The sequence below is a fragment of the Dactylosporangium sp. CA-139066 genome (assembly GCF_050936175.1).
In the GTDB taxonomy this organism is placed as follows: domain Bacteria; phylum Actinomycetota; class Actinomycetes; order Mycobacteriales; family Micromonosporaceae; genus Dactylosporangium.
On the sequence record NZ_JBNJNH010000003.1, the window covers coordinates 51967 to 78008 of the forward strand.

General features: G+C 70.9%; 35 protein-coding genes. 5 read left to right on the plus strand and 30 right to left on the minus strand.

The window, feature by feature from the left end; translation table 11 throughout:
• Positions 1-72: 72 nt before the first annotated feature.
• Both ACQEVU_RS58170 and ACQEVU_RS58175 read right to left on the minus strand, forming a co-directional pair.
• The gene (locus ACQEVU_RS58170) at positions 73-195 is read right to left on the minus strand and encodes a hypothetical protein (RefSeq protein ID WP_433339811.1); all 123 of its coding nucleotides are present in this window, start codon (positions 193-195) and stop codon (positions 73-75) included.
• Positions 192-530: a hypothetical protein gene (locus ACQEVU_RS58175; protein ID WP_433339812.1), complete on the minus strand. Its 339-nt coding sequence runs from the start codon at positions 528-530 to the stop codon at positions 192-194. The genes ACQEVU_RS58170 and ACQEVU_RS58175 overlap by 4 nt, the downstream gene beginning before the upstream one ends.
• Positions 531-666: 136 nt before the next feature.
• On the opposite strand from ACQEVU_RS58175, the gene ACQEVU_RS58180 reads away from it, so the two are divergent.
• On the plus strand, positions 667-828 hold the full coding sequence (locus tag ACQEVU_RS58180; protein WP_433339813.1) for a hypothetical protein: 162 nt from the start codon (positions 667-669) through the stop codon (positions 826-828).
• On the opposite strand, the gene ACQEVU_RS58185 is transcribed toward ACQEVU_RS58180, so the two are convergent.
• A complete protein-coding gene (locus ACQEVU_RS58185; RefSeq protein ID WP_433339814.1) occupies positions 807-1103 on the minus strand; it encodes a hypothetical protein in 297 nt (98 codons plus the stop codon). The genes ACQEVU_RS58180 and ACQEVU_RS58185 overlap by 22 nt on opposite strands.
• Before the next feature lie 73 nt (positions 1104-1176).
• Between ACQEVU_RS58185 and ACQEVU_RS58190 the strand changes: the two genes are divergently transcribed.
• Entirely contained in the window at positions 1177-1356 is a 180-nt protein-coding gene (locus ACQEVU_RS58190) for a hypothetical protein (RefSeq protein ID WP_433339815.1), read from the plus strand.
• A gap of 7 nt (positions 1357-1363) precedes the next feature.
• Here ACQEVU_RS58190 and ACQEVU_RS58195 read toward each other — a convergent pair whose 3' ends face one another.
• Together ACQEVU_RS58195 and ACQEVU_RS58200 are read right to left on the minus strand one after the other, a co-directional pair.
• Positions 1364-1681 (minus strand): hypothetical protein, encoded by a 318-nt coding sequence (locus tag ACQEVU_RS58195; protein ID WP_433339816.1) that lies wholly within the window; start codon positions 1679-1681, stop codon positions 1364-1366.
• Entirely contained in the window at positions 1678-1911 is a 234-nt protein-coding gene (locus ACQEVU_RS58200) for an Acb2/Tad1 domain-containing protein (protein WP_433339817.1), read from the minus strand. Before ACQEVU_RS58200 ends, ACQEVU_RS58195 begins: the two co-directional genes overlap by 4 nt.
• Positions 1912-1965: 54 nt before the next feature.
• Between ACQEVU_RS58200 and ACQEVU_RS58205 the strand changes: the two genes are divergently transcribed.
• Entirely contained in the window at positions 1966-2220 is a 255-nt protein-coding gene (locus tag ACQEVU_RS58205) for a hypothetical protein (protein ID WP_433339818.1), read from the plus strand.
• Here the strand turns inward: ACQEVU_RS58205 and ACQEVU_RS58210 are convergent.
• From ACQEVU_RS58210 to ACQEVU_RS58230, 5 genes are read right to left on the minus strand one after another with little or no spacing between them, the layout of a single operon-like run.
• Positions 2191-2775 (minus strand): hypothetical protein, encoded by a 585-nt coding sequence (locus ACQEVU_RS58210; protein WP_433339819.1) that lies wholly within the window; start codon positions 2773-2775, stop codon positions 2191-2193. The genes ACQEVU_RS58205 and ACQEVU_RS58210 overlap by 30 nt on opposite strands.
• Positions 2744-3109, minus strand: a complete 366-nt coding sequence (locus ACQEVU_RS58215; RefSeq protein ID WP_433339820.1) for a hypothetical protein — start codon at positions 3107-3109, stop codon at positions 2744-2746. The genes ACQEVU_RS58210 and ACQEVU_RS58215 overlap by 32 nt, the downstream gene beginning before the upstream one ends.
• Before the next feature lie 4 nt (positions 3110-3113).
• Positions 3114-3572, minus strand: coding sequence for a hypothetical protein (locus ACQEVU_RS58220; RefSeq protein ID WP_433339821.1), 459 nt, complete (start codon positions 3570-3572; stop codon positions 3114-3116).
• 13 nt (positions 3573-3585) lie between these two features.
• Positions 3586-4440 carry a hypothetical protein gene (locus ACQEVU_RS58225; RefSeq protein WP_433339822.1) on the minus strand — a complete coding sequence of 285 codons (855 nt, stop codon included), beginning with the start codon at positions 4438-4440 and terminating at the stop codon, positions 3586-3588.
• A 37-nt stretch (positions 4441-4477) separates the two neighbouring features.
• Positions 4478-5323 (minus strand): hypothetical protein, encoded by an 846-nt coding sequence (locus ACQEVU_RS58230; protein ID WP_433339823.1) that lies wholly within the window; start codon positions 5321-5323, stop codon positions 4478-4480.
• Here ACQEVU_RS58230 and ACQEVU_RS58235 point away from each other — a divergent pair.
• The gene (locus tag ACQEVU_RS58235; protein ID WP_433339824.1) at positions 5313-5486 is read left to right on the plus strand and encodes a hypothetical protein; all 174 of its coding nucleotides are present in this window, start codon (positions 5313-5315) and stop codon (positions 5484-5486) included. The two genes, ACQEVU_RS58230 and ACQEVU_RS58235, sit on opposite strands and share 11 nt — an antisense overlap.
• 271 nt (positions 5487-5757) lie before the next feature.
• On the opposite strand, the gene ACQEVU_RS58240 is transcribed toward ACQEVU_RS58235, so the two are convergent.
• The 11 genes from ACQEVU_RS58240 to ACQEVU_RS58290 form a co-directional block, all read right to left on the minus strand.
• A complete protein-coding gene (locus tag ACQEVU_RS58240) occupies positions 5758-6411 on the minus strand; it encodes a hypothetical protein (protein WP_433339825.1) in 654 nt (217 codons plus the stop codon).
• On the minus strand, positions 6411-7493 hold the full coding sequence (locus tag ACQEVU_RS58245; protein WP_433339826.1) for a hypothetical protein: 1083 nt from the start codon (positions 7491-7493) through the stop codon (positions 6411-6413). Before ACQEVU_RS58245 ends, ACQEVU_RS58240 begins: the two co-directional genes overlap by 1 nt.
• Positions 7484-8335, minus strand: coding sequence for a hypothetical protein (locus ACQEVU_RS58250; RefSeq protein ID WP_433339827.1), 852 nt, complete (start codon positions 8333-8335; stop codon positions 7484-7486). Before ACQEVU_RS58250 ends, ACQEVU_RS58245 begins: the two co-directional genes overlap by 10 nt.
• Positions 8335-13086 (minus strand): hypothetical protein, encoded by a 4752-nt coding sequence (locus ACQEVU_RS58255; protein ID WP_433339828.1) that lies wholly within the window; start codon positions 13084-13086, stop codon positions 8335-8337. The genes ACQEVU_RS58250 and ACQEVU_RS58255 overlap by 1 nt, the downstream gene beginning before the upstream one ends.
• Positions 13087-13146: 60 nt before the next feature.
• Positions 13147-13512: a hypothetical protein gene (locus ACQEVU_RS58260; RefSeq protein WP_433339829.1), complete on the minus strand. Its 366-nt coding sequence runs from the start codon at positions 13510-13512 to the stop codon at positions 13147-13149.
• Positions 13513-13592: 80 nt separating this feature from the next.
• Positions 13593-13955 (minus strand): hypothetical protein, encoded by a 363-nt coding sequence (locus tag ACQEVU_RS58265; protein ID WP_433339830.1) that lies wholly within the window; start codon positions 13953-13955, stop codon positions 13593-13595.
• A gap of 10 nt (positions 13956-13965) precedes the next feature.
• The gene (locus ACQEVU_RS58270; RefSeq protein ID WP_433339831.1) at positions 13966-14544 is read right to left on the minus strand and encodes a hypothetical protein; all 579 of its coding nucleotides are present in this window, start codon (positions 14542-14544) and stop codon (positions 13966-13968) included.
• 76 nt (positions 14545-14620) lie between these two features.
• Complete coding sequence (locus tag ACQEVU_RS58275; protein ID WP_433339832.1) at positions 14621-15037, minus strand: hypothetical protein; 417 nt, start codon at positions 15035-15037, stop codon at positions 14621-14623.
• Between the two features lie 19 nt (positions 15038-15056).
• Positions 15057-15341 (minus strand): hypothetical protein, encoded by a 285-nt coding sequence (locus ACQEVU_RS58280; protein ID WP_433339833.1) that lies wholly within the window; start codon positions 15339-15341, stop codon positions 15057-15059.
• 16 nt (positions 15342-15357) lie between these two features.
• Positions 15358-15687, minus strand: coding sequence for a hypothetical protein (locus ACQEVU_RS58285; RefSeq protein ID WP_433339834.1), 330 nt, complete (start codon positions 15685-15687; stop codon positions 15358-15360).
• A gap of 49 nt (positions 15688-15736) precedes the next feature.
• Positions 15737-16075, minus strand: coding sequence for a hypothetical protein (locus ACQEVU_RS58290; RefSeq protein WP_433339835.1), 339 nt, complete (start codon positions 16073-16075; stop codon positions 15737-15739).
• Between the two features lie 210 nt (positions 16076-16285).
• On the opposite strand from ACQEVU_RS58290, the gene ACQEVU_RS58295 reads away from it, so the two are divergent.
• Positions 16286-16630: an HNH endonuclease signature motif containing protein gene (locus ACQEVU_RS58295; RefSeq protein WP_433339858.1), complete on the plus strand. Its 345-nt coding sequence runs from the start codon at positions 16286-16288 to the stop codon at positions 16628-16630.
• On the opposite strand, the gene ACQEVU_RS58300 is transcribed toward ACQEVU_RS58295, so the two are convergent.
• The 9 genes from ACQEVU_RS58300 to ACQEVU_RS58340 form a co-directional block, all read right to left on the minus strand.
• On the minus strand, positions 16627-17391 hold the full coding sequence (locus ACQEVU_RS58300; RefSeq protein ID WP_433339836.1) for a hypothetical protein: 765 nt from the start codon (positions 17389-17391) through the stop codon (positions 16627-16629). The genes ACQEVU_RS58295 and ACQEVU_RS58300 overlap by 4 nt on opposite strands.
• Positions 17388-19157, minus strand: coding sequence for a hypothetical protein (locus ACQEVU_RS58305; RefSeq protein ID WP_433339837.1), 1770 nt, complete (start codon positions 19155-19157; stop codon positions 17388-17390). Before ACQEVU_RS58305 ends, ACQEVU_RS58300 begins: the two co-directional genes overlap by 4 nt.
• Before the next feature lie 32 nt (positions 19158-19189).
• Positions 19190-19585, minus strand: coding sequence for a phage tail fiber protein (locus ACQEVU_RS58310; RefSeq protein ID WP_433339838.1), 396 nt, complete (start codon positions 19583-19585; stop codon positions 19190-19192).
• A 3-nt stretch (positions 19586-19588) separates the two neighbouring features.
• Entirely contained in the window at positions 19589-19897 is a 309-nt protein-coding gene (locus ACQEVU_RS58315; RefSeq protein WP_433339839.1) for a hypothetical protein, read from the minus strand.
• Between the two features lie 95 nt (positions 19898-19992).
• On the minus strand, positions 19993-20493 hold the full coding sequence (locus ACQEVU_RS58320; RefSeq protein WP_433339840.1) for a hypothetical protein: 501 nt from the start codon (positions 20491-20493) through the stop codon (positions 19993-19995).
• Positions 20494-20504: 11 nt separating this feature from the next.
• Positions 20505-21416 carry a hypothetical protein gene (locus ACQEVU_RS58325; protein WP_433339841.1) on the minus strand — a complete coding sequence of 304 codons (912 nt, stop codon included), beginning with the start codon at positions 21414-21416 and terminating at the stop codon, positions 20505-20507.
• A gap of 14 nt (positions 21417-21430) precedes the next feature.
• Positions 21431-21793, minus strand: coding sequence for a DUF2190 family protein (locus ACQEVU_RS58330; RefSeq protein ID WP_433339842.1), 363 nt, complete (start codon positions 21791-21793; stop codon positions 21431-21433).
• Positions 21786-23903 carry a phage protease gene (locus ACQEVU_RS58335; protein WP_433339843.1) on the minus strand — a complete coding sequence of 706 codons (2118 nt, stop codon included), beginning with the start codon at positions 23901-23903 and terminating at the stop codon, positions 21786-21788. Before ACQEVU_RS58335 ends, ACQEVU_RS58330 begins: the two co-directional genes overlap by 8 nt.
• 42 nt (positions 23904-23945) lie before the next feature.
• Positions 23946-26033, minus strand: coding sequence for a phage portal protein family protein (locus tag ACQEVU_RS58340; RefSeq protein WP_433339844.1), 2088 nt, complete (start codon positions 26031-26033; stop codon positions 23946-23948).
• Positions 26034-26042 lie beyond the last annotated feature (9 nt).

A 26042-nucleotide genomic window follows, 5' to 3' on the forward strand; every position in this document is an offset into this window, starting at 1 on the left:
GGGTCCGAAGACCACGGGGGCGTTTCTCATGCTGGTCGGCCCGCCACGGGGGAGGCGAGCCGCGGTTGCAGTTTACCGCTTGATGTTGATGCGCATCCATGCGTTGGTGGTGTTGCTGGTCGTGTTGCCGGTCCACGTCACCGGCTCGTTCCGCCGCGGCGGCTCCGGACAGGCGACCGCGGTACGGGTGCTCACGGCCCGTCCAGCGGTGCCACCGGGTTGCCGCCCGTCGAGCCGCCCGGGCTGGCGTACGGCATCCTGCGCGGCTCGCGCGGGCCCGCGGCGAGCAGCGCCGCCCGGACCGTCGCCGGCGACCACACCTTGAGCCGGCCCCAGAATGCGACGACGAGCGGGGCGGCCGCGGCGATGAAGCCGAGGATCGCCGCCTGCTGCCCGTCGGAGATGTGCAGGCCGTAGGCGACGAGCAGCGCGATCCCGGCGGTGACCACGGTGGTGATGGAGCCGACGGCGAGGAGCGGTTCCTTCGGCGCGCCGGGCGGCGGGGTTGCGGGGGTGCCGGTGTCGGACATGGGCGTGCTCCTGTCAGGAGACGGGTTGGGGGAGGTTGCGCGATGTGCCACGTGCCGTCTTTCGGTTGTGCTGGTCAGTCGTTCGCCCAGGGCAGCCACGCCTCGGCGCGCGGGCCGTGCGGCGTGTCTGCGCCTGGTGGACGAACAGCAGGGTGAGGAACTGGTCGCCGCCCTCAACCCGCAGCTGCCGCTGGTCGGACTTGGCGACCTCGAGCGTCACGAAGTCGGCGTCCTCGTGGAGGACCCGGCCGACCCGCATCAGATGCCCGGGGACCTTCACGACCCGGCCGCCAGGTAGCGGTCCCGCTCCGGGAACTCGCCCGTCCGGACGCCGGTGAGCAGGTCGTCGTGGACCTGGCCTTCTTCGGTGTAGCCGGGCAGGTCGGCGGGCCAGTGCTGGATCTCGGCCTTCTTCACCGTCGCCCCGGACCGCTTGAGGCGGCGGACGAACTCGCGGGCCATACAGTCCGGGCAGCCGGGACGGTCGCAGCCGATGACGGTCTCGCCGGTGCCCTTCTCCCGCTGGCAGCCGTGGCCGCCGACCGCTTCGACGACGACGCGGAAATCTCCCATGACGTGCTCCTTTGGTGTTTTCTGGCCTGTGGTGACCGCCCGGCCAGCGTGGGCGGAGTCGTAAGGTGGCGAGATGGAAGACGCGGAAATCTGGCGAGGCGACCCGCACAACACGCCCGACGGCGCACTGTGGGTGCCGAGCCAGTGCGGCGAGTGCAAGGCTGTTGTCGGCACGCCGCATCGCGACGGCTGCAGCGGCCAACACTTCGAGTCCGTGGTGACTGTCGACGGGGCCCGCCGGGGCTGGGCGTAGCGGCAGTTCAGGCCTCGACCCAGACGCCTCCGCGAACGAAGCCATGTTTGCCGCAACAAGGCCACAGGATCGACGGCTCCAGGTGCAGCGGCTCGTCGGCGATCAGGTCGTGTTTCCCTGCGACGGCGTACGCCCACCGGTCGCCGAGCGTGCACCAATGCCAGAACCCGAACGCCTCCGCGCCATGCCGTTCCGGTTCGCGGCGCAGGTAGACGTCGTGGCCGAGGTGAACAGCGCCGCCCCATGTGTCCGGCGTGCGGGCGCGCTTCTCGTCGGTGGTCAGTTCCCGCTCGTACTCGTCAGGGTCGCCGTACTCCAGGGTCACGACGGGCTCGGCTGGTTGCAGGCGATCGCCGCGTTGGCCGCGAACATCGCCTCCCGGACCGCCCGGAACGCGACGGTCTTGTCCGGGCACTCCGGGATCAGCTCCTGCAGCGTGGCGGCCAGCGCCCGGAACTCGGTCCGGACCCGCTCGTGGGCGGCGATGGCGTCACCCGTCGGGCGGTGGTACGCGAACCAGTTGTCGAGCTGGTCGTCGGTGGTGAAGTGCTGCATGAAGGTGCCCCGATTCTTGACGGCGATGCGAACGCGTGTGCGAAACTGCTGGTCATGGGATATCGGCCCGGTGACCTGCGGCCCGTCAACGGCGGCCCCCGCGTCGAGGTCGTCGCGCCCACCCACTGCCGCAACGGCCACCCGCTCGGCCCGCGCCAAGTCCACGTCAGCACCGAACTGTGCGACCCCGGCACCGGCCGCTACCAGCGGCACAACACCTGGACCTGCCGGACCTGCGGGGACGTCACCCTCGCCGACGGCCACCCGGACGCCTGCCGGTCACAGGCAGACCCGCGGCAGCAGCGGTAGATCCACGCACAGCAGCGGGCCGGCGCTGCTCGGCGACGGGCGCGGCGGAGGGCCGGCCGGCGACGGCACCGCGATCACCGACGACGTCCGGGCCGTCGGCGGCAGCACCCCCGACGTTGGCCGGCCCGAGATCGGCGCCGACGGCGGAGGCGACTGTGGCACCGGATACGGCCCGCCCGTACAGCCGTACCGGGCCCGGACCTCCTCAACCTGCGCGTCCCGCGGCTGCGCATGATCGGCGAAGATGCAGACGAGCCGGCGGAGCTCGGCGATCTGCCGGTCCCGCTCCGCATTCGCGCTCGTGTTCGCCGCTCGCCGCTCCGCAAGGTCCCGCTCGAGCGCGGCAATCCGACGGTCCGTGTGCGCCTCAGCCCTGGCGTACGCGACCTGCGTCGCGATCCACGCCCCCACCCCGGCGCACAGCAGCGGCAACAAGGCGTACATGATCGCGATCTGCCGCCACTTCGCCACCGGCCGGTGCAGGATCAGGCCCGGCTGGTCCGTGGCGAGCGGATGCAACCGCTCAGTCTCGTCGTCGGGCGTTGCGTGCCGCACCACTGCCACCCTTCCCCAGCTGGTCAGGGTTGAGCCCGGCGGCGATCACGTCGAGTCGCAGCTGCGCGTGCAGTTCTCTGTAGCGGTCCCGATCGGCTGTCAAAACTTCGATCCGCGCATCCTTCTCGGCGGCCTGCTTCTCCAATGCTTGAATGCGGGCGTGGACGAGCTTGTCGAACTCGGTCTCATGGTTGACCGACGCCGTTTTGAACGTGCCCCGCAGCGCCAGCCAGGCAGCCCCGACAACCCCGACGAGGGCAAGCGCTGCCGGCAGGATGTACTGCTGCCATGCGGGTGCGGCGGCATCGATCAGCAGCAGGGCGCCCGGCCACACCCGTTCACCTCTTTCCTGGCGGTAGCGATGTGGGTGTGAGCCGAGCCAGGACGACGCAGACGACGGCGACGAACAACAACTTCCCGACACCGAGGGAACTGATCTCGCCGGTGATGAACCAGGAGCCGACAATCCCGGCAGTCCAGCCCGTATACCAGACCGCGACGGTGGACAGGGTGACCCGCAGCAGCACGTACGACTTGCCGCGCCCGCCGCGGTGCCTGCCGTATGCGTATACGGCGACGAGGAACAGGGCCAGCAGCGGCGGCCCGTAGCCGGCCATGCCCCACGGGTTGACGTTGCGGAGCAGGGTGTAGGCGCTGGAGCGGTAGCCGACGTCACCGAAGAACGTGAGGCTGACTCCGTCCCAGCCGACGACGAGAACGATCAGCGCCGCCGTCAGCCACCGCCACGCGAAGTATCCGACGGCGCGCCGCCACAGCGGCGGCTGCAGGCCGGTCACCGCCGCGGTCCGCCTACGCCGACGCGGGGATGACCGGGCCGCGCTCGATGCAGCAGGTCAGGTGCCCGCGGTACACGTCCGGTCCCGGCCCGACCGGCGAGCGGGTGATCGACAGGGCCGAGGTCCCCTTCGGCAGTTCGACGGAGTACCGCTGCCCGCTGTTGAGCAGTACGAGGCCCTTGTCGCCGGTGCCGGGGAAGGCCTCCCACTGGTTGGCGGCGCCCTTGGACAGCCACAGGCGCAGGGCGTACTGCGCGTTGCCGGTGTCGTTGTTGGCGTTGAACCAGGCCCTGCGCGGGTCGGCGGCGCCGTCCTGGACCGGGGGAATGTTGAGGGAGGTGGTGCCGTCGACGTTGATCGTGATCGGGCCGAGGCTGGCGCCCATGTCGTCGTCCTCATCTCTCGTGGCGGCGGCCACGGCGGGCGCGCCGATCGTGGCCCACGGCTTCGTGCCGTCGGCTCGTGCGTCGCCGACCACGCTGAGGTGGCCGTGGGTGAAGTGCTTGTCGCCGTTCTTGGGGTTGTACGGCCGCCACGCCCACGCCGCGTACCCGGAGACCGGGTAGCTGGAGAACATCTGCCCGTTGGAGATGCCGTACTTGACGCGGGCGTCGCGGGAACGCCGGATGTCGTCGAGGACCCGGTGCGCGTCCAGCCCGAGGTCGGGCCGGTTGGGGAAGTCGGCCGCGGTAACGATCTGGTTGCCCCAGCCGGGGAAGTTGTGCGGGGTGTGGTCCGAGGTCGGGTCGTGGGCCGCGTCGCCGATCAGGCCCCACTCGTCAGCCTTCGTCGCGGGCGGTGCGGCTCGGCTGCCGGTCTTGAGCTGCTTGTGCAGGGTCAACAGGGAACGCGCGGCTCTCCATGCCATAGGGGCCTCCCAGGACGATAGATCGTGGCGTTGAGGGTCACGCCTGGACCTCCTCCACCACGAGCGAGATCCAGTCGTTGGTGTCGCAGACGATGGCGCCGCCGGCCGGCGTGGACACCCGCTTTGCGCGGACCTGGACGGTGTACGGTCCGCCTGCGGCAATGCCCGTGATGATGGTGACCCCGCCACACGGCGGCGTGTGCGCGTTCGCCGGGGTGGTGATCTCCATCCCGAACACGTCGTAGTCGGTGCCGGCGATGTTCACGGCGAACTTGGCGCTTTGCGGTACCGCCGGCGAGCGCCAGCTCAGCTGCAGCGTCACCTTCACGTTCGTGTCGCCACGCTTCTTCGTGAAGCCGACGCTGCTGGGCGGGGGAACGCTCGTGTACGTCGTCGCCGTGATGTTGGTCGCGGCCATCGCCGAGTTGAGGCCGACCGCGCGGGCGCCGAAGCTCGGGGGCGAAACCCAGTTCGTGCCGTCGAAGATCTCGACCTGGTTGGTGTCCAGCCGCCACACCGCCTGGCCCGCGTAGGCGGACAGTGCGTCACGCGCGGCCTGCGACGGCACAGGCACGATCCCGCCGGCCGCCACAAACCACAGCCCGGAGCCGGTGAACGCGGGGCTGCCGGCGCCGACCTTCGGTACGTCAATGACGCCGATCAGCAGCGACCTTGCTGGGGTGGCCGGCGCGGACGGGATAGCTGCGGCAGTGCCGGCAAGGTAGCCGACTGTCGCCGCCCGCGACCCTGACGCGTCCTCATCCGTGTCGCTGACCTGCACGTACAGGATGTCTTTGCGAGGGTTCGTTGCGTCGGCGGCGGTGACCGACCCGGTCGCGTTGGCGTCGGAGGCGACCAGGTACGGCGCCTGAATGGTGGACACGCCGGCATCCACGACAGCCGAGAACGGCCCGACCGTCCATGTCGACGAGGACACCGTCACGGTCGGCGCGCCGCCCGGCCGCATCCCGGACCGGGTCCGTAGCGGGCCCACACCGGGCATCATCAGCGCCGAGAACGCCTGCCTGGTCTGGCGCGCACTGTAGGCGGGACTACCGCCGGAGGCGTTGATCGGCAGGGCGGTGAGCGCCATGTGACCCCCTCATGGTTGTCGAAAGGGCAGCTCGCCCGCGGTGGCGGAGCCGTACGGTGGATGGACATCGAGCAGAGGAGAGGACCGTGGAGCTGGTAGCCGAAGGCGCGGACCCGCCGCCGTACGCCTACGACCCGTCGACCGGGCCGACCGCACCCCCGCCAGCACCCCCGGAGGAGCGGCGATGCCAGGACGCCAACGGAAACGAGATGCAGTGCCCGCCGCTACAGCCAGGAGGAGTCGACCCCGAGCAGTGACAGCGCACGCACACCGATCGTGCCCGACCCGGCTGTCCGCCTCGCCTGCACAGCGATCCGCTGAATCGACCCGTACGCGCCACCCGCGCCACCCACCGCGGCCGGGCCGATAACCGCCTCAGCGTTGGCGCCCGCCGCAATCGTCAGCGTCGCCCCGACCTGCGTACCGCCGACCGTCAGCCGCGCCTCACCCGCCGTCGTGCCGTCGGAAGTCCGCACGAGCAGATGCAGGTACAGCCCGGCGTGCTGGACGATGGCGGAGCCGGCGGCGAGATCGACCATGGTTGCGGACGTCGTTGTCGCGGCCGGCGCGGACAGCTCGCCGAGCGTGAGCGGCACATACGGGCGGGCAATGCCCTGGCCTGCGTACACATCGTCGGAGGCCACGTAGTTGCCGGCCCGGTCGTACTGAATGACGCCCCTGAAGCCGTCGCCCCGGTTGCCGAGCCGGGCGATGACCCGGCCGTCCGTGTCCAGGACGGCGAGCGCCCCACGCCGGATCGAGGCGGACTCGAGCGGGCGGGCGCCGCGCAGCTCCCGCAGCTGGGACTCCAGCCGGCGGATCCGCTCCACCAGCGCAGCGATCGGGTCCGGGGAGAGCTGGTCTGAGCGGATCGACATCAGTCCCCCAGCAGGATCGGCTTGACGCGGTCGCCGGCGATGTCCCACTCCCAGCCCCACGCCCTGGCCGTCACCATCAGCCCGCCGGGGTGGCGGGGCGAGGAGATGACGTGCAGGCCGATGGTGTCGCCGAGCCCCCACTCCACACCGAGCCGCGGCGCGTAGGAGGCGACGGCCTCGATCGTCCACACCTGCACGCCGAACTGCATCGCGGCGAGCGCTGCGGAGGCATGCCCGTCGAGGACGCTCTGGCTGGTGATGCTCGTCGACGGCGTGAAGCGGTGCTCGTAGCGGGGCCAGCCGGCGGCGATCAGGCCGACGGCCACCATGTCCGCGGACGTGTACCGGTCGTCGCCTTCGCCCTCGCCGCGCGCCCGGACGACGGTGGCGCCCTTCCCGGACTCGTACGACTCGGCGAGGGTGTAGCCGACGACGTCGCCGGGGTACGTCAGGATCGCCGACGGCGCGGACTGTGACCCGATCCGCTTCCGTACGCGGGCGACCAGTTCAACAGCGGACGCGCCGGCCCACCGCACATCCACGGTCCACTCCGGGCCGTCGGTGACGCCCATCAGCTCCTGCAGGCGGGACAGCGCCGTGGCGTCGTCGCTGTCCAGGTAGGTCCGGTCGCGGAGCGTCCCCGTGGCGGGGGCGTCGACGGCGAGGCGCATGCCGTTGACGAGCGTGTCGCCGATCAGCCCTGAGGCGATGACGCTGGCCTCGTCCTGCTGCGTCCACGTGTGGTCGGCTGTGTAGCGCCGGTCGAAGTACGCCTCGGGCGTGGCGCATCCGAGTTCCACGGTGGACGCGGACCCGCCGGACCTGGTGAGCACGATCCCGGCCCACACCGGCGTGTCGTCGGCGACCGCGACGATCATCGTCCGCCCGGGTACGGTCGCGGCCTCCCATCCTTGCGGGGCTCCGGCCAGGTTAAGGCTGAACGAGGAGTTGCTGGGTTTGCCCAGGAGGCGGGAGATGCTGCCGGACGGGGCCAGCGCCGGCAGCTCCTCGACGATCAGGCCCGTCTGGAGGTCGCAGCCGAGCCACTGGACCCGGATCGGCTGCGGCTCGGTCACTGCCACGCCGATCTGTACGTGACGGTCAGCAGCGCGGCGGGGTCGTAGGCGTCGGCGGTGAACGCGATCTCCGCCTGCGCCTGGCCTGCGATCTCAAACCAGCCACGCGAGAGCATCAGGGTCGACCGGCTGACCTGCCCGTTGAGCAGGCTCGTGTGCTTGTCCGTGTCGACGTCCAGCCACTGGCCGGCGGCGAGGGTCAGATCCCAGGCGAGCGCCAGGCCGTTGCCGACGAAGGTCACCCGGGGCCCCTGGCAGGGCCCGGCGATCCGCAGCCGCGGCCGGGTCGGGAAGTCGCCCGCGTTGGTCACGGACAGCCGGCCGGACGCGACCGTCGCGTCCCAGGTCATCGGCCACGTCACCGGCCAGGTGAGGCCACCCGACGTCAACGGCAGCCCAGTCGACGCCGACACCTCCGCCGTGTACTTGCGCGGGTCCCGGGCGACGACCTGCGCCGACCACTCCACGTCACACGTCGAAATCGCGTTGGCGAGGACGTCGTCCTGCCGGCGCACCATGCACGTGCGGGCCAGGCCGGCCTCGGTGACCGTCAGCGGCGACAGCCCCAGCGGCACCGCCCGGTACAGGCGGGACATCGCATCCCGCGCTGCTGCCGCCGTCGGCGCCGACATCAGGCCCTTGACTGTCATCACCCGCGGTCGCAGGTACGCGTCGCCGTCCCAGCCGCCGTGGTCACCGGACCGTTGCGCCACCTCGAGCGTCGAGCCGGGCGACCCCCAGCCCTCCACTTCCTCGCACAGCCACATCACCCCGGCGTCGTCGGGCACGCCGCTGTTGCAGACGATGTCGCCGATCTGCACCAGCGGATTCAGCTCGTCGCCGGCCATCAGCCGACCGCCGCGAGCGCGATCCTGCGGGCCGCCATCGTCGCCACCGCCCGCTCGTCAAGGTCCGCCGCCGGGTAGAAGTTCTGCACCACCGGCGGGCGGTCACCGGACATGCGCTGGAGTCGGTCGGCGGGGATCACGGGCTCGGCGCGGCCGGTGCCGTTGTAGGCGAGACTCAGCCCCTCGGGTAGGTAGCCGCCGCGGTCGTAGGTGCCGCGCGGCAGCCCCCGGACGAGGCCACCGAGCGCCATGGCGATGTGGATGTGGTTGCGGTGCTCTTCCATCAGGGCGTTGTTGAAGGAGCCCTTGTCCCGGCCGCGGGTGTACGCGTAGTCGCGTTTGTTGCTGCGGTGGATCAGCTCCAGCGGGCGGCGCTGCGACAGCCAGGTGGCGAGGGCGTCCTGGTTGTAGCCCATCCAGTCCACCGCACGGCCGGAGTTGCCGGTGAGGAAGATCTCCTCGCCCTGACGGGCCGTCCAGGTGCCCAGTTCGGTCGTTGGGCACCACACGTCCGTGCTGCGTGTCGCGGCGACCCCGACGATCGTGACGTGGCGGTCACCGTCGAAGAGGCCGGTGCCAGCGGCGTCCGCGTTCAGCGGCGCGCCGAGCCGGATGCGGGCGCCGCGGCTGAGAGCGCTGGTCTCGACAAGGCCGTCATCGGTCAGCCACTTGTGTCCCGGCGTGACTTCGGCGGACCACCCGTCCGCGTCGAGCGTCCATAGTTCGGCGTCGTCGTAGCGGTGGATACCGACGACCCTCGTCCACTCGTTCTCGCCGGTGGCCGGGTTGTAGCCGATCGTCTCGTCTTCGCCGATGCGCAGCTCGTCGTGGGCGATCCACCCGCGCTTCGTAAGGATCTGGGTGTCCAGGGGGACGCAGCCGTGCCACAACGGGTCACCGTCGCGGTACGCGTTGCCGAACGTGCCAGAGAGCGGCCCCGTACTTTTGATCATGTTGACGATGGCGCGCCAGACGCCGCTGTCGCCACGTGATGCGGCTGGCGAGCTCGGCCACGGCGGGAAACCCAGCCCCGACCCGTAGGCCGCTGCCGCCACCTCGGGCCGCGACGGGATACGGGTCATCGCCGTCGTCGTCGGATACGGGTAGTGGTCGGTGAGGATCTGCTCGACAAGGCCGCCGGCCGCATAGCCGGCGATCGCCTGGCGCGGGATGCGCTGCTCGTTGATCGCACGCATGACGCCCTGGCCGTAGTAGTCCACAGCTGCAGCGCGATGCACCCATTCGCCGTTCGACAACCAGTATGGGGTGCCGGTCGTGCGTTCCATCGCCGGCACATCATCGGATGTCCCGGTGCCTGGCCCGACCACTGGGCCGCCGCCGGCGAGGTAGCCGCCCCGCGAGTTGCCTTGGCCGCCGCCGGTGCGGATCAGCGGGTCAAGCTTGTCGCGCGCCTCGCCGACCGTGATGCCATTTCTGAGGGCGAATTGATAGATCAACAGCTCTTGTAGCTGCGACTTGGTCGCGTCGAGGCCGGTGACGTTAACGTCGGTCGTCGCGGACGTCGGCACCTTGCCGTAGATGTCGATCAGCTTCTGGGTGGCGTCCTTGTCGATGCCCTTCTGCGCCGACTTCTGCTTGAGCTTCTCGGTCTCAGCGTCGTGCTGCTTGGTCGCCTCCGCGACCGACATCCCGTTGGCGATGTTCGCGCGGTACGTGTTGTTGATCGCGATCAGCTCGTCCTTGAGGCTGTCGCGCAGCCGGGCGCCCGCCTCAGTGTTGATGTCGAGCTTCCGGGCCCCGGTCTCGTTGAGGAGGTTCCGGTCGTCGAGGGCCTTGTTGGTGTTCCGGATCGCCTTCGCCTGGTCGGCGGCGGCCTGGTCAGCGTCCCGCGCGGCGCCGAACAGGGCGTCCTCGGCCTGCTTCAGCGCGTTCGACTTGTCCGCCGCGGTCGAGGCCCCGTCGGCGAGGGTCTTGTACGCCTCGGCGAGAGTCTTCACCCGCGGCGACGCGTCGGCGAACACGTCGTTGGCCTGCCGCTGCTCAGCCGTCAACGCTTTGGTCAGGTCGCTGGCCTCGGAGGCCGCGCCACTCGACGACTTGAACGCGTCCCGCAGGCGTTCGAGCCGGACAGCCTCCTCGGACGCGGCTTCGGCGTTCGCCCGCTGACCGACGCCGAGCGCGGCGTACTCCGCGGCGGCTCCCCGCTGCACCGCGATCTGCTTGTCCAGGGCGGCGACGACCTGGTCGCGGGCGTCCTTGTCGCCGTTCAGGCCGGCGATCAGAACATCGGTGGCGATCCCGGCCTGCTTGGTCGTGTTGACAAGACCGCGGAGCTTGTCGTCCTGGGCGAGAGTCGCTTTCGCGGACTCGAGCGCGGCAGGTGTCACGCCGTCCTTGAAGATCCGGGCATATTCTTCCAGCGCCGACCTGGTGTTGTTCGTTTCGGTCTTGACGTCGGTCTGGCGGCTCGCGATGACGCCGATCACGGCGGCGGCGGCGGTGAGTGCCAGCAGGAACGGGCCGCCGACGAACGCGCTGGTGGCGCCGAGGGCCCGCTGCATCGCGGTGGTTGCTGTGGTGAGGGTCCCGGTCGCGGTGGCCGTGGTCGTGGTCACCGTACCGTAGGTGATCATGCGGGCAATGCCGGTGAGCAGACCTGAGTTGAGGAGTGCTTGCGTGCCGGCCGTGACCAGGGCGGCGGTCCGGTAGGCGGTGATCGCCACCGCCAGGGCCGTGACGACCGGCACCGGGATCGCGTCGATGACCTCGGCCAGGATACGCAGCTCGGTGACGACGACCGACCCGATCGGGGCGTACGCCTGGACGACGTGCGCGCCTGCGGTGACGATCGCGCCGATCGTCTGGATGACCCGCGGCCCCTCGGTCTGGGCGTAGCGGATGAAACCCTGGAAGCCCTGGTTCTGGTCGATGGTGCGCGACCAGTCCCGGAAACGCTCGGACAGGGTGACGAGACCGCCGCCGACCTGCCGCTGGACGGGTGCGAACTCGAGCAGGATGTGGGCGAAGCCCTCGCCGACGTTGATGCTGGCGTCGTACAGCTTGATGAGGGAGGGGCTGGCCTCGGAGGCGAGGAAGCCGAAGAACTGGCGCCAGAACGGGTTGGTGAAGGTGCGCGCGGCACGGACCTCAAGCGTGCCGACGGTCCCGGCAACGTTGCCGACGAACGCGTTCAGGCTGCCGAAGTAGGGCAGGAGCGTTTCGATCGACTGCTGGGCGCCGGGCAGAATACCGTCGGCGGCGGTCGCCTGCAACTGCTGCAGCCGGGGCTGCAGCCCGAACAGGAACCGCGCGAACGACTGGGCCGACACCGGCAGGTTGGCCATGGCGTCGGCGAGCTTGTCGACGGCAGCGCCGCCGGTCGCTGCCGCCGCGACCGTAGCCGCGCCCGCAGCCCGCTGCGCGGTGATGACCGCCTGCTGCGCTTGGGCGATCGCGAACGCGGACTGGCGGGCCTGCGCCGCCGCCTGCTGCCGGGCGTCGCTGACGCCACGTTCGGCGTCGACGATCCGCTGCTGCGACTGGGCGATCGCATCCTGCGCGGCGACGACCCGCTTCGACCCGTCGACGCCGGTCTGCGTGTTGCGCTGCTGCTCGGCGGCGAGCCGCTCGCCGGCGACCCGCAGCTCCTCCTGGCGGAGCAGTGCCTCCTCGAGCGCGTCCCGTGTCTGCTGGTTGTCCTTGCTCGCTAGGGCGGCCGTCGCGGCCTCAACGTCGGCGGCGGCTCGCCGCTGGTCGATGGCGTTCTGCCGCAGCTGGAATGCGGTGTCCTGCTGGCTGCGGCGTTCCGCCTCGCGGGCGTCGGTGAGGGCGTCCTGGGCGCGTTTCGCATCCTGCTGGGCGGCGGCGACCTGCCGTTCGGCGTCCGCGATCTGCTGCAGCGAGCGGCGCTGGGCGTCGCCGGCGTTCGCGCGGGTGTTCGCCAACGACGCCTCGGCGGACCGGACCTGGTCGGCGCCGGACGCCAGGGACCGCTGCTGCTGCACGACCGTGTTGCCGGTCTTCGCCGCGTCCTGCTGCGCGGTGCTCAGTGCCTTGACGGCGTCGCCGACACCGTGGAACGCGAGCACGAGCACGCCGACCGCGGGTGCCGCCGACAGGGCCGCTCCGCCGAGGCCCGTAATACCCGCCGTCCCGGCAGCGGCGGCCGGCACGATCGCCGGACCCAGCGCCAGTGCGGCGCTCACCAGGTGGTTCATTTCGCCGGTTGCGGACGCGGCGTTCGTGTTGACGTTGACGGTGGCGTTGGCGCGGCGGCCGTCGAGGCGCGCGAGTTCGCGGTCGATGGCGAGGAGTTCGATTGCGGCGTTGGCGGTGTCGACCCGGACCTGCGCCGACGGCGACGACCCGGCGATCCGGTCGAGTTCGACCCTCAGCCGGCGGACTTCTTCGAGCGCCTCCGTGGCGCCGATGTCGACGCCGATGCGTTTGCTGGCGAGGGTCGAAAGTTCGGCGCGCAGGTCGTTGAGCCTCTGCTGGGCCTCGCTGGTGGCGACCCCGATCTGCGGTGTCGGCAGCGACCGCAGTGCCGCCTCGATGCGGCGGCGGGCGGTGTCGGCGAAGGTGCCGCCGAAGTCGTTGCCGTACCGGCCGCCCTGGGCGCGCACCCCGGTACCGGCGCCGTCGAGCCCGTCGCGGACACCGCGGGCGATCCGGGTGGCGATCGCTTTGCCGACCCGGTCGCCGAGGTCGTCTCCGGCCTTCGCGGCACCGGCCTGGTTGTCGGCGACGAACCGCGCCCAGAAGCCTGTCGACCGCGGGGTCACGGTCACATAGACGGAGCCTGCGGAAACCCCCCGATCGTCGGCGGCCATCGACAACCCCCTCTGCTGCTACGCGGGCGGGTTGTCGAGGCTGTATCCGTGCAGTTCGGCGTGTTCGCGGGCGATCGCTTCGATCTGCGCCTTGATCGCCGGGTTGGACCGGCCACGCCGGCGGCGGACGATCCCGGGCCGGTGGTACGGCTCGGGCGGTTTCTCGTAGGCGTGTAGCGCCCAGGCGACGACGCCGAGCCGGTCAACGACCTCGGCGAGCAGCAGGTCCGTGTGGGACCAGCGGCCGTGACCCTTCGGCGGGGTCGCCGCCAGCTCGGCCAGGTCGTCGTCGCTGATCGCGTCCCGGACAGCGGTCTTGTAGAGGCTGTCGCCGGGCAGTGCGTCGAGCAGCACGTCAAGACGCCGCGGTGTCAGCCGCGACACTCCGCCGCCTTTGCGGAGCAGGTCCCGCAGGTCGGTTCCCCGCACCCACAGGTCGCCCTCGATCTGCCGGGTGTAGCGGGTCAGCTGGTCGGCAAGACGAGCCGCGACGCGAAAGGGATGCCGGTCACCTTCTCCAGGTCGGCCATGAACGCGATGACCTGCCGGTTCGTCGGGTCCGTCTTGGCCCAGACCTTGGCGAAATCGTCCTCGGCGAGGATCTTGCCCGCCCAGGCGGTGATCCGCCCCAGCGCCAGATCGTCGTCCGCGCTGGCCGGCCAGTCCAAGAAATGCTTGACCCGGACGGCGGTGTCGGCGAGCGGCACGATCGCCGTGTCGTCGGCGGCGTCGGGTTCCGCGCCGACCTCGGCGCGCAGTGCGTCGAGGTCGGCGGTGTCCGGCTTGTCGCCGTCCGTGGTGGCGGGCGCGGCTTCAGGGGTTGTCACGGGGCTACTCCTAGCCGAGGTTGGGCAGGGCGAACAGCGGGTAGATGGCGTTGCCGCTGGTGTCCGGGTAGGCGGAGAGGGTGACGCCCCAGTCCAGCGACTCCGAGTTGGCGATCTTCACGTCGCCCTGGCCGGTGACCTCGACCTGCGGGAAGTAGAACCGGGCCCGGTTGGAACCGTCGACCATGTCGACGACGAGGGCGTACAGCTGCCGGGTGTAGACGCCGGCGGTGGTGCCGAACGCGCCGGTGACCGCGGCCGGGGTGATCGAGTTGAGGGCCTTGCGCCAGAAGACCTCCATGACGCGCGCGTTGGTTTCGCCGAACACCGCCTCGATCGTGTACTCCTGCTCGGTGACGAGCGTCCGCTGCACGACCGTGGAGCCGTAGAACTTCTTCTTCGTCGTGCTGGTCGACTGCTTGATCGAGACGCCGGCCTCGGTCATGCCGCCCATGTTCTTCCAGGCGGCGGCCAGTGCGGTGGTGGCGTCGGTGGGTGCGGTCGATCCGGGCGCGGCCATCCAGACGAGGCCGGTGCCGTCCGCGCCGGTGGCGCTGATCCCGGCGAGCAGGTTCCGATTGTCGCTCACGGCGCGGGTGTCCTTTCGGGTGCACGAAAAAACCCCGGCCGTTGAACGGTCCGGGGCTGCTTGGTGGGTGCTGGGGTCAGCTGACGCCGGTGTACTGGTGCACGGTCAGCCGGTAGCGGGCGCTGGTCCGGTACACGCTGGCTGCGGACCAGGGGACGAGCTGCGGCGCGGACAGGGTTTCGACCCGGCCGACGACCGCGCCGCCGTGCACGTGCCGGGGCAGTCGCGTCCGGAGTGCGGCGCGGACGTCCTCGCCGAGCTGCTCGGCGCTGTCCTCGGTGGAGGCGAACACGTCGACCTGGACGGTCGGCCGGTCGATGGTGATCGTGTCGTCAGTACCGCCGAACCGGGCGACGGTGAGCAGCGGCACGCTGCTGGCCAGGTTGCCCGGCGGCCGGCGGTGGACGTTCTTCAGCCAGCCGGCCTGGTCGGCGACGGCGACCTCGGCGAGGAATGCCTTGAGGAGCGCGAATGCGGTGACGTAGCCGGCCACGACGTCTCCTCAGTGCGGGTCAGGTGGTCTGGTTGGCCGCCGAGCGCTTCGCCTGCGACCGGGTGGGCGTGGCGGCCTCGCCGCCGGTCTGGCTGTCGTCCTGATCGGCGGTGCGCTCCTCGCCCGCCTCGGCGGTCTGCGCCGTGCGGTACGCGTCGAGCTCGCCGGTGGACGGTTCCCGGGCGGTGCCCATCTGCAGCATCTTCACCGCCACCTCGTCCGGGATGTCCTCGACCCGGCCCATGCGGTCCGGGTCGAGGCCGGTGTTGTCGGCGTTCGGGACGACAACGATCGTGACGAGCATCGCGGCTCCTCCGTGCTCAGATGTGTGTGGACAGGGCGTCGAGGGCGCGGCCGAGGGTGTGGCGGGCTTCGACGCGCGAATTACCGAATTCCTGGGCCACCCCATAGGGGTATCCATCGGCGTAGTTCTTTGAGGGCGCCGCGTGAACGTCGTTGGAGACGACCACGCTCGCCTTGCCGCCGCGGATCCGCGCGTCCACGTTGAAGCCGCCGCCGGTCACACCCGGCTTGTGGTTGATGCCGAACGCGTACGCGCCCGTGTCGACGGCGGCGGTCCGTTCGGCGTCGATCCGGACGATCTCGCCGAGGTGCTCCATCGCAGCGACCATCGCCGGGGTGCGCAGCATCTCCGCGACACCGGCGCGATCCTCGCGGAAGGAAACGTCGGCCACGACGTCAGCCAACGACCTGCGCGGTGATCGTCGTCGTCGACGAGTAGTTGACGACGACCTTGCCCGAGGTCGCGTCGACGTAGCCCTTCAGCGCCGTCCGCCCCCACGACCGGGAGGTGTTCGCGGCAACCGTCACCGGCGTCACCGTGCCCGCCGCCGTCCCTGCGGGCGTCTTGCCCGGGTCGACGAAGGTCACGTTCGTCGGGGTGTTCCCCGCGAACACGGTGAACACGGCACCGTTTTCGATGTCGGCGCCGTCGATCCGGTCACCGGACGCGACCGAGACCGGGGTCGACACCACGGAGACGGCACCGTTCGGGAAGACGCCAACGTAGTCGGCCATGTGAGTTCCTCCGCTTATTGATGGGCGTAACCGCTGGGAAAATTCACGTACAATTTGTGAATGCCCCCGAAAATCGTCGAAACAATGCAGCAGCGCATTATCCGGAGCACGCGGCAGGTGGAATGTCCGCTCGCCCTCGACCGCCTCGGTAGGCCCATCAAGGGGCACTGCTGGCTATGGGCCGGCTATGTTCGGAAGAACGGTTACGCCATGGTCCACGAGAGCGACCAGCATCAAAAGAAGAAGATCTTCCTCCATCGGGCGTCCTACCAGGCTTTCGTGGGCCCCATACCGCCGGGCCTACACATTGACCATCTGTGCCGGCAGCGCTCATGCGGCAATCCCGAACACCTCGAGGCTGTGACGCCGCGAGAGAACCTTGTCCGAGGCAATGCAGGTAGCAACCAGCTGCGCAAAACGCACTGTCCCCAGGGGCACCCGTACGACGAATCGAATACGTACCACGGAAAGAAGGGGCGTTTCTGTCGGGCGTGCGGCAGGGAGGCGACCCGGCGGTACAAGGCTCGCAAGCGTGCCCAGCGGCTGGCCGCCTAAAGCAAGCTATCCCCCCATGGGGGCGGGGCCGGGAAGCTGTAGACGGGCACGATCGCGTGTACGGCGGGGTCGACGCCGGTGATCGCCTCGTTGCGGGCGGCGAGCCTGGCGAGCATCTGGTCGGCCTGCCTGAGCAGCCGGTCCGAGGTGGCGTTCGCTGTGCTCTTCGTCGGGTCGTCGCGTTCCGGGTAGCCGAGCTCGACGAAACCGGCGGCGCGGATCGCGGCGCAGGCAGTGGCCGACTCGTGCAGGCTGGGGTCCAGTTCGCCGGTTTCGTCGGTGAGCCAGTTGACGGCGTCTGCGATCAGCTGGTCTACCTGGCCACCGGTAGGCCGCGTACTGCTGTCGAACGTATGGGTGTCGCGGTTGGAGCCGTCAGCGGCTGGAACGAGCGGGCGGGACGGCACATACGATGCGACCCGCGCTCGGGTCGGTGTCCACTCCGGCCCACCCGCGGTCGGGTTGGGTGCGACGAAAAACCGCTCGTCGGGCTGACAGGCGCCTATGCCGGTGACCGTCCAGGACCGCACCCACCAGCCCGGAGCCGGGTAGGCGGTCAGGCCGGTGGTCGTGAATCGCAACACCGGCAGTCCGTCGACGACCGTCTCAACCCCGCCGTCGAGCGGGACGTTGGTACCCGATGGGTCGGTGTCGGCGGGCGAGTGCAGTGTCAGCGTCGCCGTCGTGTCGCCGACCTGGTAGGGGGCGATGTCGAGCCACGGCTGTTCACTGTCGCCGACGGTCAGGTCGGGGACGCTCACAGTGCCTCCCGTCCTGTGCCGGTGCGGACGTAGGGGCGGGTCGCGCCCGTGCGGACGGTGGGGCGGGCGGCCAGCAGCCGCACGTACCGGGCCGGGGGGCCGGCGGCGCCGCTCGTACCGGCCGCCACGGTGAGCACCGGGTGGGCGGCGAGCAGCGCGGCGGCAGCACGGACGGCCAGCACGGTGGCGGTCAGTAGCGGCGCAGCGGTGAGCGCGACCGCCGCGGTGTCCGTGGAGTCGCCAGCCGCGACAAGGACTGGCGTTGCTACCAGGGCTGCGACGGCGAACGTCTCGGCGCACCCGCCGGCGGTCAGGCCTGGCGCGGCGGCGAGCACCACGGCCGCCTGCAGGTCGGCGACGGCGGTCACGACGAGCACCGGTGACGCTGTCAATGTGGCTGCGGCCTCGTTGCCGCCGAGCGCGGCGGCGGTGAGCGTCGGGGACGCGACCAGTGCCACGGCGGCGGTGGTAGTCGCGTAGCCGGTGGCGGTCAGGATGGCGGCGGCGGTCAGGTTGACTGCGGCGCTGGTGGTCGTGGCGGCGGCGGCGCTGAGCGCCGACGTGGCGGTGAGGGCGACGGCGGCCGGCTGGTCGCGGGTCGCGCCCGCCGTCAGGACCGCAGTCGCGGTGAGCGCCGCGGCGGCCTGGGCTGTGGCGACACCGCCGACCGTGAGTGTCGCAGCGGCGGCGAGTGCGGCCGAGGCTTGCGCGGTGGCGGTCCCGGCGACCGTCAGCGCCGGTGTGGCGGTGAGCGCCACCGACGACGGCTGGTCGCGGATGGCGGCGACGGTCAACGTGGCCGCCGCCGACAGTGCCGCCGTGGCAACCGCCGCAGCAGTCGCGGTGGCCATCAGCGTGGGCGTGGCGGCCAGCGCTGCGGCGGCGGGACGGTCCGGGGTGCCGGCAACGACGAGTGTCGGCGTTGCGGTGAGTGCGGCAGCGGCGGACGTCGCGGCCACACCGGCAGCGGTCAGCGTCGGCGAGACGGACAGGTCGACTGCGGCGCCGACCGTCGCGGTGCCGGCCACTGTCAGGGTTGGTGTCGCTGCGAGCGCAGCCGCGCCCGTGACAGCGGCGAGAGCGCGAACCTCGACAGCGCAGGCAACGTAATTGAAGAGGTTGCCTGCGTTGGGCCGCATGTCGGCCCAGTCGGCGGTCGACGTCGAGCCGGCCTTGACCTCGGCCTCGGCGCCGCCCCAGCTCGAGTTGAAGACATCGCCGATCTCGGTCCAACCGACACCCTCGCTGATGCCGGTGGTGCTGCCGTCCTTGGCCGCGATGCCGAACGTTTCGCTGGTGGCCGCGGTCGTGGCGCTGAGCGTGATCGTGACCGGGTCGGGCGGCGACCCGAATCCAGACCCTTTCGCCGCGGTACCGGTCGCGCCGGTCGGTGTCGAAGTGTCGTAGCCGGTGTAGCCGCGGACGGACACGGCGTAGAAACCAGCGGTCCGGCCGCCCAGTCCGACGGTGATCGTCATCGCTGCCGAGGACGTGACCGGAGCGGTGTAGATCCTCACGGCGGTCGGGAACGACGTGGGCGAGACGTCGATGGAAGCCCGCGCGGTCCACGTGAGCCCGGCGCTGTCCGTGATGGTCATTGCCGTCAGCGGCGAGGTGGTTGAGCCGTTCGCCTCGATGAGGCCCACACCGACGACAAGCAGGCTGTTCGCGGCTGGGGTGAAGCTCGACGTGGTGTACGCAGACGTGCCGCGGTTGCCGCTGGTGTTGCTGATGCTGGCGTGGAGTGTGGTGCCGGCCAGTGCCACGGCTCACCCCCGGTGATGCGCCGTGCGGCTGATCACGCGTTCAAGTTCTCGCTGGCGCTTCCCGATGCGACGGTCAACGTGTCGCCGGCCCCCGTCGTCTTGCTCGCACTGAGGGCACCCCATGCCTGCCGGCGGGGGCTGCCGGCGGAGTCCCACCACTCCACGCCGACGGTGGTGGTGGCCGGCATGCCCGTGTACGAGATCGCCGCGTTGGTGCTGATGCTGCCGTTCGTCGACGACGCCGGCAGCGCCGCGGACAGCGACTGCGCGGCATACGAGCCGCCGGTCACCTGCGTCCCGTTCGAGCTGGCGGAACCGTTGCTGGACATCAACCGCTGCATGATCGGTGTCGTCGGCGCGGTGTAGCTGGCCAGACCCAGGTGGGCGTTCTGCAGCCGCTGCGCCTCAGCCTGGTCGAGAGCACCCACAGGTCAGCCCTCCAGCACGGTCACGGTGGCGGTGGTCAGGTTCAGCGGGTCGCCCGGATCGTCATTCGGAACGTGCACGACCTCGGTCGGCGGCAGCGACAGCAGGTGATCCCGGAACTCGTCGCCGATCACATGCGCCGGCAGGCCCTCGCGCCGGCTGGCGCAGATCTGGCAGCCGCGAATCTCGGCACAGCAGTCCATGTGCATGGGGCCGCCGACCAGGTCGGAGCCGTCCGGCCCGACGATCTCGTGGCGGGGGTGATCGTCGAAGGTCCGGCAGCCGAAACACGGCCGGACAGGGTTGTCCGCCATCGCGGCACCTCCAAGAGTCGGGTGGCGCCGCGCGCCGGGTAGGTCAGTTGGTCAGGGCGGGGTGAGGGTGCCGGACGTGTGCCGGCACCCCACGGCTACTTGCTGGCGTCAGCGGCCAGCTTCTGCAGCTCCTTGCGGTCCGCCTTGTCGAGCTCGGCCCGGTCGTAGCCCTTCCCGACCAGGTACTCGACGAGAACGTCGTTCGACGCCCGCCCGTCCGGGGTGCCGCCGAGCTCGGCGAGCTTCGCCCGGGCTGCAGCCCGCTTCTGCTCCGTCTCCGGGTCCGCAGCGGACACGTCCGCCTCCGTGTTGGTGTTGCCGGGGTCCCGGTCGGACGGGTCGACGATCCCGACGTCGCCGACGGTGACCGGGTCGCCGGCCTCGCCGCTCTCGGTGCCCTCGGCGAGCTTCCACGTCTCACCGTCGGGCACGACGTACTCGACGAACCCTTCGCGGACGAGCCGGTCGCGGTCGGTCTCGTCGACGAGCCGCGGGTCAATGACCGCGTTCTTGTACAGGTGACCGCCGGGCTCGCCGTGGGCGCCGCGGTACATGGTGAGTGGCGCCTTGCCGCGCAGCATCTTCTTGTTGGCCATGTCAGCTCCGCTCACGTGCTCGTGATCTTGACGGCGGCGCCGGGCTCCTGCACGATCGGCACACCGATCCGGCGGCCCTGGATCTTCCAGCCGTCGTTCTCCTCGAGCCGGATGCGCTTCGTCTGCACACCACGCGGGTCGCCCTGGTAGCCGCCGCCCTGGTCCTCCCAGCCGATCGACCCGAGCTGCTTCGAGTCGAGCAGCATCACGTCCACACCGGACGGCATGTTCGTCGTCTTCCAGATCTGCAGGCCGGCGACGACCGCCAGGCGGCCCGTCAGCAGCAGCGTGTCGGAACCCTCGCGGGGCGCCCGCTCGATGACCTTCGCCGCGGCGATGAGCCGCGCCCACCGGTTCGGCGTGCACAGCACCGTGTCGATCTCGTAGCCCTGGTTGAGGGAGTCGACGACCGACGCGCCGAGGGTGATGTCGGCGAACGGGTCCGCCGACGAGTTCGACCACGCCGCCACCGCCGCGGAGGTCTGCGTGACCGCCGACGCGACCGCGGAGATGACGAGCGCGTCGAACCCGAACGCGATCCGGTTCGCCAGCTTGATCAGCTTGCGGTTGACGATGTCGATCCGGTTCCGGGCAACCAGCTTGTCCGAGATCGTGGTCGCCAGCGCCCACTTCTCGGTAGCGGCCATCGCCGACGTGGCCGTGCCGTCGAGCGACTCCGGGTACTCCATCAGGTCGTCGACCCGCTCCGCGAGCGAGTTCGCCATGATGGCCTCGGACACCTCGTAGTTGACGGCACCCGTACCGGTCAGGTCGACCTCACCGGACAGGACCTTGTCACCGACGAGACGCTGCTGCACCAGCGTGCGCAGCGCCCGCTGGATCAGTACGGGGCTGTTGACCAGCCGCGAAACGGTGATGTTGTCGCCGGAAACCGTGGGGTTCGGCGGTGCAACGGTAGGCATCTCTCAGTCCCCCTCTACCGCGCCATCCGCACGGCGATGACGTCACCGGCGTTCGTCGCCGCGTCCAGAGCGATGCCGACGAACCGCAGCATCGCGTCGGTGCCGTCGACGAACGTGGTGACCTGGCCGTTGGCCGCGCACTTCACGGACGTCCCGGCCGAGATCGCGCCGGCGGCGGTCAGGTACTGGACGCCGCCGCACAGCACACCGAACTGGTTGCCGGAGGTGACGTCCTTGTCGGCGACGCCGAGCCACGTCACCGAGTCGGCGGCGGCGACCGCCCCGGCCACGGTGACTAGCTGACCGCCGGTGATCGTTGCGGTGGCCGACCTGGTGATCGCCTGGCCGGGCTTGAACTTGGGGCGCCAGTCACCCACGGCTGAGCTCCTTCGCGTCGATGCCGAGCATCCGGGCCCAGTCGCCCGCCTCGCTTTCGGAGACGCCGAGCGGGTCGGCGTGCTCCTCGCCGGTGCCGGTCTCGCCGGCCATGACGGTCGGCACCATCAGGCCCGGCTCGAGCGACGCGAGCGTTTCGCGGGTACCGTCCGGGTCGGCCTCCCACGCCCGGGTCCAGTGCTCCACCCGGGCGGGGGAGATCCGGCCGTCGTCGCGGGCGGCGGCGATCGCCGCGTCGCGCTCGGCGACCCGCTGCCGTTCGGCGGCCTGGATTCCGAGCTGGGCGCCGCGGCGCAGCTCGGCGAGGGTGGCGGCGTCGATGGTGACGACACCGTCGGGCAGTGCCGGCTTCGCCGGCGACGCGGCGACGGGCTCCGGCGCAGCGGCCGGGGTGTCGGGCTGGGTGGCACCGTCGCCCGTCTCGCCTGGCAGCTTCGCGTCGAGCGCCGCGAGCACGGCCGCCTCGTCAGCGTCGTCAGCCAGGCCGAGCCGAGCGCGGATCGCACTCAGGGACATGTTGTCCTCCTGGTCGGTTGTTACGTCCGGCTCGGCGGCCGGGGCTTCGGTGGGCGGTCCCGCGGGTGTGGTCGGCGCCTCGGTGACGACCGGTTCGCCGTCGGCTGGGGTGGGCTGAACTTCGACGGGCTGGCCGCCGTCCGGGGCGGTGTTCGCCTGGGGTCGGCTCCCGGGCCTGGACTCGGCCCGGGACGCGTACACGAGCCGCTTGTCCGCGGCGGCGGCAGCGACCGTCTGGTCGTTGCCGGCGTCGACGTACCGGATGAGGACCTCGGTCGGGTTGCCGAATTCGAACGTGTCCTCGCCGGTGATCGAGACGGGAATCCGGTAGTACTTGCCGTCGCGGTCGTCGCACACGATCAGCTGCAGCGGGTCCAGGTGGAACTCGGTGATCCAGTAGTCCCAGGAGGGCGCGTTGTCGTAGTAGGCGCGGCGCACGTCTTCGGTGGTGACGCCCGCGGCGACCTTCGTCGGGCTCGGGTTGGGCATGGGGCTCCTTTCGCCGGGCCCTGCAGCGGCCTGCGTTGTCGCGGTGAGCGGGATGTCGGTGATGTCGCCGGCGAACGCGACCCGGAGCCGGTCGAACGTCACGGGCCCGGTCCGGTCGACGAGTGCGGCGACCTTCGCGAGGTCGTCGGAGTAGACGAGGGAGATGTGCGCCACCCACGGCTCGTGCTGGGCGGGGACCCCATCGGCGGGCAACGTCTCGGTGACCTTGGTATGGAAGGCGGCGACCTGCTCGCCGCCGACGCCGAGGACGATGCAGGTGTCCTTGTCGTCGCTGCCCGGGTTGAACACCGACAGGGCGAACCCGTCACCTTCGACCACGCCGTCGCCGTGCAGTGTCTGGGCCGCGTCTCGCAGTGCGGCCCGTGCCGGCTCGTCCCACTCGGCGGCGTCGCCGAGAAACAGCAACGTCAAGTGCAGTTCGGCGGCTGGCAGGCCATCGTCGACGGCGAGGCGGCGAGCGTCAGCTTCGGACGGGACGAGCGCCACCATGGCTTTCGTCTTGGCCGGGTCGTCGACCGCGGCACGCACCGGTGTGCCGCCCGTCCCGGTCGTGGCGTGCACGCCGTAGAGCGCCATCAGGTCCGGCAGGGACTGGAGGGTGCCGACGCCCGGGTGGGTGGCGCCGAGCAGTGCGACCGCGGTCAGGACGAACGGGTGGGTGTGCCCGATCTGGCAGCGGAAGTCGTGGACGCCCTCGATCGAGCGGTGCGGGTACGCCGAGGAGATGACCGAGTTGCCGTCGTCGTCGACCGCGCCGAGCCAGGCGGGCACACCGGCGAAGTCGCCGACGAGGATGTTCCAGTCGTCCTCGCCAGCGAGGTTGTCGACGTAGCCGAGGAGCGGTTCCCCGTCGCCGATCGGGTCGGTGAACCGGCCATCCGTGTGACCGATCTTGATCCCGGGGCGGTGAACGGCCGGGCAGTCGAGCGCTGCAACAGCCGCCTGCAGGTCCTCCCGTGTTGCCGTCCACACCCCGGTCGAAATCGGCCACTGCCCAGTGTGGATCAACTCCACGCGGGGGATACGGACCAGCGCCGGCGGCTGCGGCACGACAATGTCCGCCACGGCGACCACCCTCCGCGGGTTGGCCGGCCACGCCGGAAGGGGTCAGTTCGCGAGTTTGATGCGGAGCGCGCCGCGGCAGCGGAGCCCACCGAGGCACCCGTGATGTCCAGCGACGGGGTAGACGGCGCGGGCGTCAGCCCAGTCCGGATATTCGGTGCCGTTGGCGTCTGCGCAGACAACGCAGGTGTTCCGGTCGAGGGTTTCGTCGCTGACGAACACCACGTTGGCGAGCTCGGCGAACACGGCCGACCGGCCCGCGTTCTGCGCGGACGTCAACGCGCCCCCGACGATGTCGGCGACCAGCCCGGTGCGGGAGGTGCTGATGTCGTCGAGGTAGGCGCGCAACTCGGCGGTCACCTCGGCCTCGGCCGTGCCTGGGGCGAACAGGACCGCCCGTCGGCTCGCCGCCTGCGCATAGCTGGCCGTGACCTGTCCGGCGAACACCGACGCTAACTCGTCCAGCTGGCCACCGACCTCGGCCGGGGCCGAGACGGTCCGGCCGAGAACGGCCGATGCTTCAGCCGCCGCGCCAACAGCAGCAGCCGCTGCGAGTGGCGCCATCGCCGCCGACAACGCACCAGCCAGGGTCGTAGCCGCTGCAGCATCCGCTGCGAGTGACCCGAGACCAGCCAGCGCACCAGCAGCGACCAGCGCCGCGGCGGCAGCAGCCAAACCGGCAGCAAGATCGGCGGCGGTATCCGGCCACCGGTCAAGGACCTCGCCGCGGGCGGTCTCCCAGTCGGCCTGCAACTGTGCCAGGTCTGCTGCCGGTTCTTCCGCCGCGGAGGCAACAGGAAGTTCGAGCTGACCTGGCGCAGGCTCCTTGCGCCGTGACGAGCGGGCACGGGCCGGACGGTTCGCCGCCGCGATCGTGTCGCCGGCCACGGACGGCGCCGGTTTCGCCATGCCTTCACGCTCGGGGAGCTTGTACTGGCGGCGGATGTGCGCCTCGAGCGCCGGGTCCGCCGACAGGGCGCCCGAGCCGAGGAGCAGGTTGAGCGCCTCGGCGGTCACCTCGTGCCGGGCGCCGACGTCGCCGATCTGTACCGCCGGTACCGGCTCGTCGGCACCCCAGTTCCATTCGACGAGCCTGGCGGCGGCCTGCCGGGTGATCGTGTCCGCGACCGCGTCCGCCTCGGCCTGCGTCGCCAGCAGGAAGAGGTCGATGAACTCGCCTGCCAGCGCCCGCGACCCCGACTCGGACGTACCCAGGTCGAGGAACCCGGCCAGCGCCATCCGCGACATCGCCTGGTCGAGGTAGCGCACGAACGCAAGCGTGTCCGGCACGGACCCGGTCAGGCCGACGAGCTTCATGTGCGCGCCCGGCGGCAGCGCCATCCCGCCGGTCTCACCGACCCGCGCGGACGTCATTGCCCGCTGCAATTCGGCGTGCTGTTCCGGTGACGGCATCACGCCGGCGTCCCACTCGCCGGTCGGCACCCCGACCGAGAACCGGCGATGCCCGGTCGCCATGACGCGCAGCATCTCCCGGGACAGCAGCCACGCCGGGTAGGCGGGGCGGAGCAGCGACTGGCCCCACCAGGCGGCGCCTTCGCGTTCCCGGGCGTACCACACCATCTGGTCGGCGCGGATCTGCGGCACCCGCTTGCCGGTGTACATGTGCTGGGTGACGCCGGCGAACCGGCCGACCTTGTCGACGTGGATCTCGGAGATCGTCGCCGGGAGCCGCTCGGACAGTTCGACCAGGCGGGCCAGGCCGTCACGGATCTCGGCGAGCATCTCGAACCCGGAATGCCCGTAGGACAGGTTCAGCAGGGCGAGACGCAGATGTTCGGCCCACGACACGCCCCGGACGCGGGCGGCGCCGGGCTCGTCGTGCCCGAACACCGGCAGGCCCAGATCGTCGGCGACGAGCTTCACAACCTCGTCCCGGCAGCCGGCCGGGTTCACCGCCGATTGTGCCCGCCTGATCGGCAGACTGTAGGCGCCGAGGACCGCGGCGAGCTGGTGATGCTTGCGCATCTGCCGGTACGTCTCGTTCGACGACGGCCACAGGCAGTCGGGGACGTGGTCAGCTAGGTCGGTGAGGATCGACCCGTACGCGGCGTTGTACGCGTACGTGAGCTGGTCGTCGAGGTAGCCGCGCAGGGTAGTGGGGGCCGTGGCCATCTGGACCCC

What these genes read in the sequence shown, in the direction of transcription:
- ACQEVU_RS58225 (WP_433339822.1), bottom strand. Translation starts at nt 4,440, where the DNA reads ATGGCATGGAGAGCCGCGCGTTCCCTGTTGACCCTGCACAAGCAGCTC.
- ACQEVU_RS58185 (WP_433339814.1), bottom strand. Translation starts at nt 1,103, where the DNA reads ATGGGAGATTTCCGCGTCGTCGTCGAAGCGGTCGGCGGCCACGGCTGC.
- ACQEVU_RS58320 (WP_433339840.1), bottom strand. Translation starts at nt 20,493, where the DNA reads ATGGCCAACAAGAAGATGCTGCGCGGCAAGGCGCCACTCACCATGTAC.
- ACQEVU_RS58340 (WP_433339844.1), bottom strand. Translation starts at nt 26,033, where the DNA reads ATGGCCACGGCCCCCACTACCCTGCGCGGCTACCTCGACGACCAGCTC.
- ACQEVU_RS58250 (WP_433339827.1), bottom strand. Translation starts at nt 8,335, where the DNA reads ATGGCCGGCGACGAGCTGAATCCGCTGGTGCAGATCGGCGACATCGTC.
- ACQEVU_RS58315 (WP_433339839.1), bottom strand. Translation starts at nt 19,897, where the DNA reads ATGGCGGACAACCCTGTCCGGCCGTGTTTCGGCTGCCGGACCTTCGAC.
- ACQEVU_RS58205 (WP_433339818.1), top strand. Translation starts at nt 1,966, where the DNA reads ATGGGATATCGGCCCGGTGACCTGCGGCCCGTCAACGGCGGCCCCCGC.
- ACQEVU_RS58295 (WP_433339858.1), top strand. Translation starts at nt 16,286, where the DNA reads ATGGTCCACGAGAGCGACCAGCATCAAAAGAAGAAGATCTTCCTCCAT.
- ACQEVU_RS58190 (WP_433339815.1), top strand. Translation starts at nt 1,177, where the DNA reads ATGGAAGACGCGGAAATCTGGCGAGGCGACCCGCACAACACGCCCGAC.
- ACQEVU_RS58235 (WP_433339824.1), top strand. Translation starts at nt 5,313, where the DNA reads ATGGTGGACACGCCGGCATCCACGACAGCCGAGAACGGCCCGACCGTC.
- ACQEVU_RS58290 (WP_433339835.1), bottom strand. Translation starts at nt 16,075, where the DNA reads ATGGCCGACTACGTTGGCGTCTTCCCGAACGGTGCCGTCTCCGTGGTG.
- ACQEVU_RS58240 (WP_433339825.1), bottom strand. Translation starts at nt 6,411, where the DNA reads ATGTCGATCCGCTCAGACCAGCTCTCCCCGGACCCGATCGCTGCGCTG.
- ACQEVU_RS58280 (WP_433339833.1), bottom strand. Translation starts at nt 15,341, where the DNA reads ATGCTCGTCACGATCGTTGTCGTCCCGAACGCCGACAACACCGGCCTC.
- ACQEVU_RS58325 (WP_433339841.1), bottom strand. Translation starts at nt 21,416, where the DNA reads ATGCCTACCGTTGCACCGCCGAACCCCACGGTTTCCGGCGACAACATC.
- ACQEVU_RS58285 (WP_433339834.1), bottom strand. Translation starts at nt 15,687, where the DNA reads ATGCTGCGCACCCCGGCGATGGTCGCTGCGATGGAGCACCTCGGCGAG.
- ACQEVU_RS58200 (WP_433339817.1), bottom strand. Translation starts at nt 1,911, where the DNA reads ATGCAGCACTTCACCACCGACGACCAGCTCGACAACTGGTTCGCGTAC.
- ACQEVU_RS58175 (WP_433339812.1), bottom strand. Translation starts at nt 530, where the DNA reads ATGTCCGACACCGGCACCCCCGCAACCCCGCCGCCCGGCGCGCCGAAG.